The sequence below is a fragment of the Seonamhaeicola sp. S2-3 genome (genome assembly GCF_001971785.1).
Lineage (GTDB): Bacteria > Bacteroidota > Bacteroidia > Flavobacteriales > Flavobacteriaceae > Seonamhaeicola.
Map to the genome: position 1 here is coordinate 1,682,055 of NZ_CP019389.1, position 14,793 is coordinate 1,696,847.

8 protein-coding genes are annotated in these 14,793 nt (G+C 32.0%); all 8 read right to left on the reverse strand.

Going from position 1 to position 14,793, the window contains the following annotated elements:
* Window positions 1–16: 16 nt before the first annotated feature.
* The 8 genes from BWZ22_RS07810 to glmS all read right to left on the reverse strand — a co-directional run bounded on the left by BWZ22_RS07810 (window position 17) and on the right by glmS (window position 14,671).
* A complete protein-coding gene (locus BWZ22_RS07810; RefSeq protein ID WP_157607937.1) occupies window positions 17–4,120 on the reverse strand; it encodes a caspase family protein in 4,104 nt (1,367 codons plus the stop codon).
* A gap of 1 nt (window position 4,121) precedes the next feature.
* On the reverse strand, window positions 4,122–4,901 hold the full coding sequence (locus BWZ22_RS07815; protein WP_076699142.1) for a hypothetical protein: 780 nt from the start codon (window positions 4,899–4,901) through the stop codon (window positions 4,122–4,124).
* Window positions 4,877–6,046, reverse strand: a complete 1,170-nt coding sequence (locus BWZ22_RS07820; protein ID WP_076699144.1) for a CHASE2 domain-containing protein — start codon at window positions 6,044–6,046, stop codon at window positions 4,877–4,879. Before BWZ22_RS07820 ends, BWZ22_RS07815 begins: the two co-directional genes overlap by 25 nt.
* A gap of 141 nt (window positions 6,047–6,187) precedes the next feature.
* The gene (locus tag BWZ22_RS07825) at window positions 6,188–6,466 is read right to left on the reverse strand and encodes a F0F1 ATP synthase subunit epsilon (protein ID WP_076699146.1); all 279 of its coding nucleotides are present in this window, start codon (window positions 6,464–6,466) and stop codon (window positions 6,188–6,190) included.
* A gap of 75 nt (window positions 6,467–6,541) precedes the next feature.
* Complete coding sequence (gene atpD, locus BWZ22_RS07830; RefSeq protein ID WP_076699147.1) at window positions 6,542–8,050, reverse strand: F0F1 ATP synthase subunit beta; 1,509 nt, start codon at window positions 8,048–8,050, stop codon at window positions 6,542–6,544.
* A 168-nt stretch (window positions 8,051–8,218) separates the two neighbouring features.
* Complete coding sequence (locus BWZ22_RS07835; protein ID WP_371326817.1) at window positions 8,219–9,880, reverse strand: SGNH/GDSL hydrolase family protein; 1,662 nt, start codon at window positions 9,878–9,880, stop codon at window positions 8,219–8,221.
* Between the two features lie 11 nt (window positions 9,881–9,891).
* The gene (locus tag BWZ22_RS07840; protein WP_076699150.1) at window positions 9,892–12,645 is read right to left on the reverse strand and encodes a TonB-dependent receptor domain-containing protein; all 2,754 of its coding nucleotides are present in this window, start codon (window positions 12,643–12,645) and stop codon (window positions 9,892–9,894) included.
* Between the two features lie 178 nt (window positions 12,646–12,823).
* A complete protein-coding gene (gene glmS, locus BWZ22_RS07845) occupies window positions 12,824–14,671 on the reverse strand; it encodes a glutamine--fructose-6-phosphate transaminase (isomerizing) (RefSeq protein WP_076699152.1) in 1,848 nt (615 codons plus the stop codon).
* Window positions 14,672–14,793: the final 122 nt, after the last annotated feature.

Below are 14,793 nucleotides of genomic sequence, written 5' to 3' on the forward strand. Positions count from 1 at the left end.
GTTTAAATTTAAGTTATTACCACATTTTTAAGTTAGAATTTGGGTTTAATTCTCGTAAATCAGGAACTTGTTTTCCGTTGGTAGTTATCATGACATCTTTAAGCAGTTCTTCAATATTTTCTGGGGTAATATGTATTGATTTCTGTAAATCTTTTTCGTCAATAAAAAGACCATTACCATTTAACTCTTTCTTTAGTAATTTTATATAGGCCGATGTAAAAGCTCCATTTCCCAATTCTTTGTTTTCATAGGCCACATCTTCGCCAGAGGAAGCAGAAATGATTGTAATACCACTAGTAGATAAAAAATCTTTAAACAAAGATGATATTATTTCAGAGACTTTAAATTTAGAGTTTTTACTAGTTTTTCTAGATTTTGAACCACGTTCATTGTTGCTATTAGTATGAATTACATCAATTTCAGAAGTTTCTATATCTAAGGTATTTCCAGAATGGCAAGAATCTATTAAAAGTAATATGTTTTTAGAGTTAGATTTGTTTAAACTTTCTATAATAGTGTTTAAAGAAACTCCTTTTTTGGTTACGTTATTAAAATCCATATCATGAGGCGCAAAGTAGTAGTTTAAGTCTTTATCTAAAACCCCATGACCCGCAAGAAATACTATAATTTGGTCGTTGCTTTTAGCTTTTTTAAGAAACTTAATTAAAGCCAATTTAATATTATTGTTTGTAGCATTTGCATTAATAATATGTTTTATATGTGTTTGTTTAAATGAAAAAGGCGCATTTTTTTCTAACAATTCATTAGAGTCAAAGAGGTCTTCTTCTACCAATGGGGGAGTAGATTTAATCCAAAAAGGAATGTTGTTAAACCAGCTAAAGGCAAATGCATTATTAACAACAACACTATCTTTTAATATTCCTTCTAAATTATAAGTTTCAACTTTATAGTTTTTTAGAGTATCTACATTTAAAAAAGATATAGTTTCACCATCATTTGAAATAAAGAATTCTGTATTATAATCAAAAGTTTTTTTAATATTTAGTTTAACAGGAGTAGGAGCGTTATTTGTTAAATCAACCCAAAATAAATCTATATAATCTGCATAAATTAGGTAATTACCATTGTTAGAAATGGCTTTAAATTGAGGTACTGTTCCATAAACGGTGTCGAATGTTTTTTGTCCGTTTTCAAAAACTTCAACAACATCAATTTTAAACTTAATTGTATTAGAAACAGACTTGTTTGTTTTTCCTATTTCTAAAATACCGTAGTTGTTACTGCCATTAAATTTAGATGAAAATTGCACCCAATTATTATTGACTGTTAATTTAGGCGCTCCTTTTATTTGGGTAAAAGGCAGTTTTATTTTTTTTAATTGTTTTGATGAAAACGTAAATTGGTAATAGTCATTATTTTTATCTATAATATAAAATCCAGAGTTATCGGGGTTAATAAAAACTACTTTATTAGTAGCAACAAAGGGCATTTTAAAGCCTTTAGGTACGTTTAGTTTTTCGGTAGTTTTTTTATTAAAATCCCAAAGGAAAAAGTCATCATTATTTTCTTCTAACCAAATTGTTCTATCGGCACTTACTGCATATAAATTACCAGCACCTTTATAGTTTCCAAAATATTTATTTACAGATTTAACAGGCTCATTAGCATTAAATAAGGAGAATTGATTACCAAAAAATTTAGTTTTATATTCAAACATATCTTTTTTAGGTAGTTCTCCATAAATCTTAGCAATATCAAAAGCATCTTTATCGGCAAAGGTTAAATTAAAATCAGCTTGTTGGTATTCTGAAACACCTATTGAAAGCACATATAATTCTGGAGGCAATAGATTTTTTTCTGCTTTAGAACGTTTAATTTCAGTGCTGTTTTGTTGGTTTTTAGCTTTAATGTTAAGTGCTTTTTTTAAAGCGTTTACATATTGCATGTTTGGTGTTCCAAATATATTTAACACCTTCTCAGGGTTAAAATAAAGGGTTTCAGCTTCATCTATAGGGATAACTTTATTGTCTTTATATGCTGTGAAAAAATCTTCTGAATTAACGTTACTAAAAAAGTAGCCATTACTATCAATAAAAGCATGTGTGTTTTTATTTGGGTGTATCATTACCCCAATTTCCTTTAGGGTATTTGTGTTATATATTGAAATTTTACCATTACTAAAAGTAATCATTAGCTTGTCTCCCTTTTGGTTTAATGATACTCTAATTGGAAATTCAGATTGGTGAAATTGTAATGTTTTTTTGTTAAAAAGGAGACCAAAACCATCTGCTATCATTGCTACATTATCATTAGCATAAGCTACATCTGTTATATAAACACAGTCTGTTTTTTGACTTTTATATTTTGAAGTGGCTGCATCAAATTCAATAATAACAGACTCTTTGTTGCATTTATTTATATCTAATTCATAATATGAATTACTAATTATAAATGAATTATTTTCAATACTAAATAGTTTAAATTTTCCATCAATTAAAGGGGTGCTAAAAACAACTTTTTGTGTTTTAATTTCTTGAATTTCAGCTAAGTTTTCTGAATTTATAGTTAACAAGAAGTCTCCGTTATTAGATAGTTTTCCAAACTTGTATTTGCCTTTTAAAACATTTAGTTTATTGTTGCTTAATAATACAAATTCTTGAGGCTCTGTATGACCACCATTACTATATAAGCGCTTGCTTAATAGAAGCAGGTTCTTAGAATTGTTATAGTCTAAAATGGTAGTGTAATTTCTGTTTTCTTCAGCTATTTTTTCAACTTTGTCTTTTATAAAATCATAGGTGTAAAAACCGTAATCTTGATTGTATTCATCAAGTTTTTTGTATCCATAAAACGGATGAATACCAGTAAGTTTATTAATATTAAAAGTGGTATTTGTAAACTCTACAGTACTGTGTTTTGCTTCTAAATAATTGGTGAAATCTAATTTGTTAAACCTATTATTAAAGGTACCTGTTTCAAAATATTTTATTTGATGCTCATAGCTAGTAAGGAGATTTTTTTGCAACTCATTACCCATAACCATCCAATTGTTATTTGGTAAAAAGGTTCCAGAATAAAACTTAACAGATTCTTTTGGGACTTGTTTTGTGAAGACTTTTGAATCAATATCATAAACACTAAAGCTATTTATACTGTTAAAATTAGCGTTAAAAGGCTCAAAAAACACATACTCGTTTTTTTGCTTAATTAAAAGGCACTGTGTAGTTCCGTTTTTTGTTTTAGGTATCTCTGCGCTAAACTTACCATGTTCTTTTTTTATAAGTATTGGGTTATAGGGTAATGTTGAATTTGAACTTATAGCAATATGGTAAGCGCTCTCTGTATTAAAAGTATTTACGTTTGTAAACCTGCCTAAAATATTTTCTATTGAAAAAACAGGATTAGTAAATTCTGGGTTTTTACTTAAGTTATATATGTGGGTTTTATTGTTTTTTGTATCTGTATTAACAGAAAATAGTTCGTCTGTGTTATTATCAAAAAACAGATGAATGATTACTTGTGTTTCTGGAACGGGTAAATTAATTATTTCCTCAGCAGTTTTAGTATTTATAACTACTAGGTTTTGTTGTATACTTAATTTATTTTCAACATATGCTATTGTAAAATGGTTTTTGTTGGTGGCTGCAATTTCAACGTTGTTTTTAGGGTAGGCAGCGGTTATTTTTTTAAAATTTTTGTCAAAAACTTCAAGAATATATAGGTATTGGTTTTTAGACTTGGCTATAATAATATCTTCCTGTTTACCAATAAAACTACCGCTTAGGTTTTTTTTAAGTATTACTTTATTATCGTATAGCCTTATGCCAATTAAAGAATCTGTTTTCCCATCGCTAAACATGTGTTTTTGATTAAAAAGCAACAAAGAATCATGCTTGAGTAATCGCATGTTTTCAATAGGTATGCCAGATGCTTTTCTAAGTGTTTTATGGTATGAATAATTGCTGGTGTTGTACATTAATATTTTTCCAGAATTATCGGCAGAAATAAAATATTTGCCATCTTCTGTAGAAATAATTTCGGTAAGAGATGCAGCATGATAGTCTTTTAAGCTAACAGAAATATTGTTATTAACTTGTGAAAAGCTCAACATTGCAATGATGTTGAATAGGAAAGCAAACGTAATTTTTAAATATCTCATATTATTTACATAAGCCATAAGTTTCACAAAGGATGTTTTCTATTTCTTTTTCTGAAAGATTCATAGCTTTTAAGTCTGAAATAAAGTCTTTATATAGCTTTTTTTCTTCTTGGTAAGTGTTTCTATCAATTAACTCAAAACTAAAATATGGGAGGTTGTTAAGGTTAGGAAAGGCATTTGATGTAACAGCCCATTCAAAATGAGAACCTTCATAAAATAAAGGATTATCATTGTACAGAGCTAATTGAGAACCGTTGGTTTCAATCTTTAAAATAGCATCCGTTTCAACATTTTTTATAAACACGTAATATAGTTTGGTGTCTTTTAAAGTTTGCCATTTTAAAGTGATTTTAGAGCTAGCTAGTTTACAGGAATCTTTAGGGGTAATCATTAGTAAATTACCTCTAAAAACACCACCAATTAGGGTGTTTTCGCCTTCAGAACTTGTTAGTTCTTTCCAAATATGTTTAAAATAACTAGAAGTAAAACTAGATTTGTTATGTTTTACTTTAAAGTTAAGTAGGTTGGTGAAATTATATTTACCATCAACATTTACTTTATAAGAGTTACCGTTATTATCTATAGTTGTTAATTCTGATTGCGGTAAAACGTGTACTAAACTATTTTTATTTATAAGAGCGCCTTTTTTTAAACTTGTTTGTATGCCTTTATCTTCAATTAGTAAGGTGCCCTTTGTTTTATAAACACAAAGTGAATTTTGGGCACATAAAGGTTGTACACAAAACAGTAATAAAATTAGTTTAACAAGTAACTTTGCCATTTAAAGCGTTTTTTTAAATAGTCTAGGAGATAAACATAAAAATCAATCATCTCTAAACCAAAAACTGTTAGTACTAAAATAGGGGTTATATAAATGTATATACTCTGTTTAAGCAATAAAAGTGCCAAGTATAGTAATGCTATAGAAATGATTAGCTGTATTGCTTTAATTATAATATCATAAAGCAATTCACTTTTTTTATAAAGTTTCATTCCTAGCATTATGATGAAAAAGGTACTTATAAAGGCTAATATATAAATTAAAAATTTGGGCACTTTACTTATAAAGCTGTTTGTAGTTAGCATTTTTATTATGTTGGCATGAATTAAAACGCCAAACATATCGGGGGTTGATTTGCCTACAAAGGTTTTATTAAGAGGTGTGAAATGTTTGTCTTCTATATCAAAAGCATTTCCTGTGGGAGTTCCTAAATAGCCAAATAATACTATGGCATTTTTTATTGAAGGAATTGATGATTCTAAATCTAATAATTCATCAATATCAAAAGTTAAAAAAGCATCTAAATTTCCAAAGTAATTTATAGGAATACCTTCGCTTAAAGTTTCAGCGTTTGTTTGACTCAATTTACCAGCCTTTAAGGCTACTTGAGTTGCAAAAGACAATTTGTTTTCTGGTTTTTTAAGCCCTAAAAAGTCTCTAATTACTTTGTCATCATTATTGAAGTTTACATTTATAAAGCCTTGATTTTCATTATTAGTTTTAAAGTAATTATGATTTGAAATTAAAGAGTCACCTTCAAAATAATAAGCGGTGACAATATTTTCATATTTGTTTAAAACAGCTTTTAATATAGAATCTGTAAATGTGTTTTTAGGTTCTTTAAAAATGGCATCAATACCAATTACTTTTGGGTTTTGTTGTTGTACTTTCTCTATAGCTTGGGCTATGGTAAACCTATCACTTTGTTTTATATTAACAACAATGATGTCTTTTTCTACGCTGCTATTTGTGTAGATTTTAGAGTAATAAATGTCTGTGAACCTAAAGTCTTTAAAAGCTTTGTAAAAGGGGTCTAAAACACTAATGTTTAAAAAAGTAAATAATAAAATTCCAGAAACAATAAAAGAAAGTAAAGTACATAGAAAACTATCTCTCCACAGTAATTTAGTCTGTTCTGAAATCATATAAGCACGTTCTAAGATTTAAATATATAAATTAAATATTATTTGAATACTAATATTTTAGTATAACATGATAATAATTAGGTAAATAGAAAAGCGCACCATTGGTGCGCTTTTCTATTATTTATTATATGTAGCAAAAAATTAATCTGCTAAAACAATTACTTTATTATTGCTCATTTCAACAGTACCAGAATTAATGTGTAATAAAGTTGTGTTTTTATCCCCTTTAGTAAATTTATCCTGTACTTCTTCATCTAATTCAATAGCTCCGAAAATTTTCACAGAACCTTCTTTCAATAAAGAAACAATAGGTGCGTGATCTTTAAGCATTTGAAACTCACCATTCACACCTGGAACAGCAACCGATTCAACTTCTCCACTAAATAAAGTGGTTTCTGGCGATACAATTTCTAAATACATATTCTTTTAGTTTGCAGTCTGCAGTTCGCAGTTTGCAGTCACTGAAGACTGAACACTGATTACTGCTAACTAATTTTACGCTTCAGCTAACATTTTCTCTCCAGCTTCAATAGCATCTTCAATGGTACCTTTAAGGTTGAAAGCTGCTTCAGGAAGGTGGTCTAATTCACCATCCATAATCATATTAAAGCCTTTAATAGTATCTTTAATATCTACTAAAACTCCTGGTATACCAGTAAATTGCTCTGCAACGTGGAATGGTTGTGATAAGAAACGTTGTACACGTCTTGCTCTTGATACCGCTAATTTATCTTCTTCAGAAAGCTCTTCCATACCAAGAATAGCAATAATATCTTGTAATTCTTTATAGCGTTGCAATAACTCTTTTACTCTTTGAGCACAGTTATAATGATCATCACCTAAAATATCTGCAGTTAAGATACGAGAGGTAGAATCTAATGGGTCTACCGCAGGATAAATACCTAACTCAGCAATTTTACGAGATAATACTGTTGTTGCATCAAGGTGAGCAAAGGTTGTTGCTGGTGCTGGATCTGTTAAATCATCTGCAGGTACGTAAACCGCTTGTACAGATGTAATAGAACCTTTTTTAGTTGACGTAATACGCTCTTGCATAGCACCCATTTCTGTTGCTAGTGTTGGTTGGTAACCTACCGCAGATGGCATACGACCTAAAAGTGCCGATACCTCTGAACCTGCTTGCGTAAAACGGAAAATGTTATCTACGAAGAAAAGTACATCTTTACCTTGGCCATCTCCAGCTCCATCACGGAAATATTCTGCAATTGTTAAACCAGATAAGGCAACACGAGCACGTGCTCCTGGTGGCTCATTCATTTGCCCGAATACGAAAGTAGCTTTAGAATCTTTCATGGCCGATTTATCAACCTTAGCTAAATCCCATCCGCCTTCTTCCATAGAGTGTAAGAAATCTTCACCGTATTTAATAATACCAGATTCTAACATCTCTCTTAAAAGGTCATTTCCTTCACGAGTTCTTTCACCTACACCGGCAAATACCGATAAACCACCGTGACCTTTTGCAATATTGTTAATTAATTCTTGAATTAATACAGTTTTACCTACACCGGCACCACCAAATAATCCAATTTTACCACCTTTAGCGTAAGGCTCAATTAAATCGATAACTTTAATACCTGTAAATAACACTTCTGTTGAAGTAGATAAATCTTCAAATTTAGGTGCTTGACGGTGAATTGGTAACCCGTCATCATTAGCTTTAGGTAAATTACCTAAACCATCAATGGCATCTCCAATTACGTTAAATAAACGTCCGTAAACATCTTCACCTATAGGCATTTGAATTGGTGCTCCTGTTGCAACAACTTCTGTTCCTCTGCTTAAACCATCTGATGAATCCATTGCAATTGTACGTACAGTATCTTCACCAATGTGAGATTGTACTTCAAGTACTAATGTAGAGCCGTCTGGTCTTTTAATTTCTAACGAATCGTAAATCTTTGGAAGTTCAGACCCTGCTCCGAATTCTACATCAATAACTGGTCCTACTATTTGTGCAACTTTACCTGTAACTTTTGACATTACTTATCTGTTTAATATTATGCGATTTAATTGTATGAAAACATGCTTTTGTTTTCGGCTGCAAAGATATATTTTTTAATTTAAAAAGAAAGTTGTTTTTTAAGCTTTTTTCTAATAAAAAAACACCTTTGGTTAGAAGGTGTCTTTGTTTAATTTTTTAATTAGTGTTTATTGTAACGTTGGGGAATAGTTGGTTGGATAATTTCCTATATCAACTAAATTTCCTGAGGCTTCAAAATTAGTTCCGTAAGTAGCATCAATGGCTTTCATAAATTCATTTGCCATAAAAGCATAACCTCTTGCTGTTAGATGCACGCCATCAAGCGAGAAGGCTCCGCCTGTTACTAAGTTTGAAGTTAAAATAAAATTATTAGAAGCTAATCCTGTTGTTGCTAATTCTGACAGTAAAGCGTTTGCATCAACAAATGCTAAACCAGCAGCATCAGCAGCGTTTTTAATGGTGGCATTAAATTCATCTATAGCATTTTTAATTTCCTCTTGTTCACTAGGTAGTAATACCCATTTGTCTATTAAAGGCAGTGTTATACCTTCAATTGAAAATTGAGCAGCTAAAGCATCAGATAACCCATAGCCTTTTAGAGCATTGAATGAAAAACTATTAACTTCACCAATTACTGAAGCACTTGATAGTAGTAACAAATCATTTTCATTGGCTTGTCTTGCTTGTCCGTAGGCATTGCCCATTAAAGTTGCTACTAAAGGAACTTCTTGTTCAGATAAGCCTAAGCTTTGAACAAATAATGAAAAGCTAGAACTAGAACTTAAGGCAGCTGTGATTTGAGCAGATAAATCAGTTAAAGTTTCGTCATAAATAACCACACCATTAGCTTCTGTTGTTGAAAAAGTAATGGTTCTAGAAGGGTCTAAAGCTGCAAAAATTTGATTTATGGCTCCGTAAACTTGATTTAATGTTGGTATTTGAGCAACAAGCGCAGGTCCATTATCTTCGTCATTAGGGTCTAAAGCATCGTAAGTAACAGTTGTAAAGTGTGGAATATCTGTTACATATGGAATGTTAGCCATAACACCTTTAGCACCATTTGAGGTTAAAGAGGTTACTAAAGAATTAATAGCAAAATCAAAGGTAGCCTTATCTGTAATAGGGTCTGATCCGTCACCACCTGTGGTTGCGTATCCTAAAACATCATTATTTCCTGCCCAAAGCGTAAAAAATGTTGGGTTTTGGCTCATGGCTAATTCTAAAATACTTGCATCGGGAGTGCTACCAGTCATTCTTATAAAATACGGGTTAGCCGCAGAAGGGAAGTTGGCAATGTTTCCATAACCTGTAGCAATCATATGGAAACTTTTAGCTCCTGGAACGCCCATATTATTAAATGGTCCTGTTGGGTTATTTAATAAAAAGTCTGTGGTTGGTGTTACACTTCCTATAACTTCCTCTAAAGCTAAAGGCGCACTACCAGTTGTAACCAAGCGAGGTGTAAAAAGTTGTTCACCTGTATCTGGATCATAGAGAATGTTTCCGCCTAAAATGAGTCCGCCAAAATTATCATTCATTAAGGGTTGTGTAAATGAGCCACCACCTAACATTGCAAATTTTTGCGATAGTATATTAGGCATGGAGTTTTCTTGACCAGCAATAAAAAGCGCATTGTCTGTAAAACCAGCGGTTAATGAGTTTCCTACAGATACGTAGGTTGAAAAATCAACGGAACCAGTATTTAAATCTGGTGCTATTTCAGTGCTTGTATCTATATTAAAATCGGCTAAAACATCTTCAGGGTCGTTACAAGCAACTAATCCAAGAAGAGCAATAAAAAGCCCTATATATTTTGAGTTAAAATTCATTTTCATAATAATTATAAGTTGTTAATTGTCCATGAAACGTAGTACATTGATCCTATGAAACCTGTACCGAAAGCAGTAAAGTACTCTTCTCCTAATAAGTTTGTAGCACCTGCTTTGAAAGATGATTTTAAGCTAGGAACTTTTAAATTAATTTGAGCATCAACCACGTGGTATTCAGGAACAAGACCATTACCAAAAGTAGCTTCCCAATAGTAGTCATCACTAAATCTATAAGCAATATTAAATCCGAAATTTTTAAATAACTCTGTGTTTCCGAATGATGCTTTAAATTTATGTTCTGGTGTATTAAAGTTTGTAGTGAAATCTGGATATTTAGTTCTATCAAAATCTAGTTTAGCAAAGGTATAATTACCACTTAAATCAAAGTTTCCAAAAATTTTGGTAGATAATCCAATAGAAGCCCCGTATGAATTAACGTCTGCAGGTGAGTTTGTATAAGAACTATAAGCTTGGTAATCATCGTTAGCAATTGCAGCTATAGATAAACCACCATCACCAACGGTGCCGTAAAAAGGAGCAATTACAACTTCTTGCGATATGAAATCTTTGTATTTGTTGTAGTAAGCACTAAAATCTACAATTAAGTTATTAAACTTACCTCTATAACCTATTTCTGCAGAAGATACTTGCTCTGGCTGAATAATATCAGGATTAGCAATTTCTAAAACAGCAGGATTTCCTGTGTCTGCCATTTCTAAAACAGAACTTGCTGTATATGAGTTTTCATAAGTAACTCTACCTGTTTGCGTAACGGTAGCTCCTTGCCCTAAAGCTTGTCCTTCATCACTAACATCAAAAGTACGTACATATCGGTCTAAATTGTCTGGAGCAGAACCAACCAAAATAGCTCTACCAGCATCTAAACCAATAAATAAATCTTGAGTAGTTGGATTTCTAAATCCTGTTTGTACAGATGCTCTAAAGTTATGATTTTTGTTTACGGTTAAACCAGCCGATATTCTTGGAGATAAGAAACCATCAAAAAATTCTGATTTATCATAACGAATAGAACCAGTAAGTTTTAGTTGTAAATCATCATTTAATTCGATGTTTTTCTGAATTTGAGAATATAAACCAAATTCAGAATAATGTATTGGTCCATCATTATCTGTATAAATAGTTCCAGAAGAATTTAAACTGTATTTTCTGTAAGAACCCCCAACTTGAATTTCGGCCCAATCTATTAGGTGTCCAAAATTATAATTAGCATCAGCGTGATAGTATTTTGAAGCATCTTGAAATTTAGATCCAGTAGATAAATCTGGGTCGTTTATACTTTTGTTAAAGGCCGCCACAAACTCATTTGATCCGGGTTCGTATCTTCCAGATTCTGCTTGCGCTCTAGCTGCTGCATGGGCTTCGGCTTCGGTAGCACCGCCAAGTGTAGCTCCTGCATAAGTTTCAATATATTCTTTAAACCATTGTTCATCACTTTTCCAAGCTCTGTTAATGTTAATTCCGGTGAAAACCATATCATAAGAATCTCCAGCTTTGTCTGCAACCACATAGCCTCTTAAGAAAAAGTTATCATTTTTAAATTCAATTTTATGTTGTTGTTGGAAGAAGTTGTCAATGTTATATCTATTTGTGCCTTGGTATATGGTAGTACCAGTGCCTACTTTACCAACATATTGAATTTCAAAATCGTTTTCCCATGGACGGAAATACAAGCCCCAATCTGCTTTTATACTTTCGGCATTGTAGTCTGTTAAATCTCTTTCATTATATCCTGTTCTACTTACATTAACATCAGGGATGATTCCTTTTACAGATTCAGGCGCTTCAGATCTAATATTTGCTGATACTTCATCACCATAAACGTTTATTCCATCATAGTCTAAATCTGCTCTGGTTCTAGTTGGGTCAATTTTATCTACTTCACTAGTAGCAGCCCAATCTGTTCCTTTTAAGTAGCCAAAATTAACTTTGGCAGCAAATTTATCGCTGAATTTGTGAGCCATTCTTATACCAAAGTCTGTATAGCTATTGTCTCCAGCAGACTCTTGCGACGTTATACCCTGTTTGTAATACGCACTAATTCCGTGGTGGTCAAAAGGATTTTTACTTCGCATAAATAAAATGCCGTTAAAAGCATTAGCGCCATAAAGAGCAGATGAAGCCCCAGGTAGTAGTTCAACGCTTTGTACATCTGTTTCTACCATTCCTACTAAATTTCCTATGGGGAAGTTAAGTGCAGGGGTTGAGTTATCCATACCGTCAACCAATTGCATAAAACGATTGTTTGCAAAGGTTGCAAAACCACGAGTGTTAACAGATTTAAAGGTTAAACTGTTTGTATTTACATCAACACCTTTAAGGTTTTCTAAACCATCATAAAAATCGGCAGAGGCCGTGTTTTTAATTTCTTTAAGTCCGAATCTTTCAACAGTAACGGGCGATTCAAAAATGCGTTCTGGAGTTCTTGAAGCAGAAATAACCACTTCATCGAGCGCATTACCTTCTTTTAAAACAAAGTTAATAACTTGATTATTTGCAGTAACCTTTTGAGTTACTGTTTCAAAACCAACGCTACTTGCTTGAACTGTAAATGGAGGGTTTTGAGAAAAAGTTAATGTAAAATTTCCATCAAAGTCTGAAACTACCCCTGTACTGGTACCAAGGATGATAATGTTAGCACCTGGGATGGGTTGTTTATTTTCATCTGTGACAGAACCTGAAATTGTTGTTTGAGAGTAGGTTAAACCACAAAAAAACAACATAATAATAGGAAAAATTGTCTTCATTTAGTTAAAATTAGTTTAATTATTTAGGCAATATAAAAATAAAATCGCAAAAAACTATGCGTGCATAACATAAATTAGCAAAAAAATGGTATTAAAATTGCGTTTTTGGCAAAATTAAGGTAATAAAAAAATCCCAAAGTTTTAAAGCTTTGGGATTTTATATATAAAAAATCAGGGTCTATTCTACAGTAACAGATTTTGCTAAATTTCTAGGTTGATCTACATTTTTACCTAACATAACTGCAATGTAGTATGATAGTAATTGTAGCGGAATTGTGGTAAGAAGTGGTGAAAGAGATTCTAAGGTTTCTGGAATTTCAATAACGTGGTCTGCAAGTTCTTTTACTTGTTCATCACCTTCTGTTACAATTCCTATAATTTTTCCTTTTCTAGATTTTATTTCCTGAATGTTGCTAACTACTTTTTCGTAATGGCCTTTTTTAGTAGCAATTACAATGATTGGCATGTTTTCATCTATTAAAGCAATAGGGCCGTGTTTCATTTCGGCAGCAGGATAACCTTCGGCATGGATATATGAAATCTCTTTTAATTTTAATGCGCCTTCTAGAGCAACGGGGAAGTTATAGCCTCTTCCTAAATATAAACAGTTAGGAGCATCTTTGTAGATATCGGCTATGTACTTAATATGCGCATCAGATTCTAATGATTTTTCTACTTTACTAGGAATCATTTCTAATTCTAACAAATGGCGTCTAAAATCTGAACTGCTTATAGTTCCTTTTGCTCTAGCTAATCTTAAAGCCATTAATGTTAATACGGTAATTTGCGTTGTAAATGCTTTGGTTGATGCTACTCCTATTTCTGGGCCTGCATGGGTATAAGCACCTGCATCGGTTTCTCTAGCAATAGAAGAACCCACTACATTACATACACCAAAAACAAAGGCGCCTTTAGATTTAGCAAGTTTTATAGCCGCTAGAGTATCGGCGGTTTCACCAGATTGTGAAATGGCTATTAAAACATCATCTTCTCTAATTACAGGGTTTCTGTATCTAAATTCTGAAGCATATTCAACTTCAACAGGTATTCTAGCTAAGTCTTCAAAAATATATTCTGCAACCAAACCAGCGTGCCATGAAGTACCACACGCAACAATAATAATTCTGTTGGCATTGAGGAATTTTTTCATGTTGTCTTCAACTCCTGCCATTTTTATAATAGCTTGGTCTCTTAAAAGTCTTCCTCTGTATGTGTCTGTTATAGCTTTTGGTTGCTCATGAATTTCCTTTAGCATAAAATGATCATACCCGCCTTTTTCAATTTCTTCAAGGTTTAATTGAAGTGTTTGAACATAAGGGTCTACTAAAGAATCGTCTTTAATTTTTCTTATTTTAATGCCTTTATGGAATCTTATAATAGCCATTTCTTCATCTTCTAAATAAATGGCTTCTTTTGTGTATTCTATAAAAGGAGAGGCATCACTTGCAATAAAAAATTCATCTTCACCTATACCAACAGCTAAAGGGCTTCCTAAACGAGCCACTACTATCTCCTCTGGTTTGTTTTTGTCAAAAACAGTTATTGCGTAAGCGCCAATTACTTGGTTTAAGGCAATTTGAACAGCTTTCCCGAGTTTAACGCCTTCTTGTTTTTTTACGTCTTCTATTAAATTTATTAGAACTTCGGTATCTGTATCAGATTTAAAAGTATATCCTCTAGAAATAAGTTCTTGTTTTAAAGATTCGTAGTTTTCAATAATACCATTGTGTATTATTACAAGGTTACCAGAGTTTGAAACATGGGGGTGTGAGTTTACATCATTAGGAACACCATGTGTAGCCCAACGTGTATGACCTATGCCTACATTACCAGTTTTTGTGATTTCTTTTTCTGAAATAGCTTCAAGATCTGCTACTTTGCCTTTGGTTTTTGAAACTTTAAGGTCTTTTCCATCAAATAATGCAATTCCTGCACTGTCATATCCACGGTATTCTAATCGCTTAAGTCCTTCTATTATGATAGGATAAGCTTCGCGGTGTCCTATATATCCAACTATGCCACACATAAGTATTTAATTAATTTGGGTTAATATTAAGTTAATAGCAAAACAAATATGTAAAATAAAAGTTAAACTAAACTAAATTATTATATAAAGTAGTTGTTTTAAACGATGAAATTCAAATAAAA

What these genes read in the sequence shown, in the direction of transcription:
- glmS (WP_076699152.1), bottom strand. Translation starts at nt 14,671, where the DNA reads ATGTGTGGCATAGTTGGATATATAGGACACCGCGAAGCTTATCCTATC.
- BWZ22_RS07835 (WP_371326817.1), bottom strand. Translation starts at nt 9,880, where the DNA reads ATGAATTTTAACTCAAAATATATAGGGCTTTTTATTGCTCTTCTTGGA.
- BWZ22_RS07810 (WP_157607937.1), bottom strand. Translation starts at nt 4,120, where the DNA reads ATGAGATATTTAAAAATTACGTTTGCTTTCCTATTCAACATCATTGCA.
- BWZ22_RS07820 (WP_076699144.1), bottom strand. Translation starts at nt 6,046, where the DNA reads ATGATTTCAGAACAGACTAAATTACTGTGGAGAGATAGTTTTCTATGT.
- BWZ22_RS07840 (WP_076699150.1), bottom strand. Translation starts at nt 12,645, where the DNA reads ATGAAGACAATTTTTCCTATTATTATGTTGTTTTTTTGTGGTTTAACC.
- atpD (WP_076699147.1), bottom strand. Translation starts at nt 8,050, where the DNA reads ATGTCAAAAGTTACAGGTAAAGTTGCACAAATAGTAGGACCAGTTATT.
- BWZ22_RS07825 (WP_076699146.1), bottom strand. Translation starts at nt 6,466, where the DNA reads ATGTATTTAGAAATTGTATCGCCAGAAACCACTTTATTTAGTGGAGAA.
- BWZ22_RS07815 (WP_076699142.1), bottom strand. Translation starts at nt 4,901, where the DNA reads ATGGCAAAGTTACTTGTTAAACTAATTTTATTACTGTTTTGTGTACAA.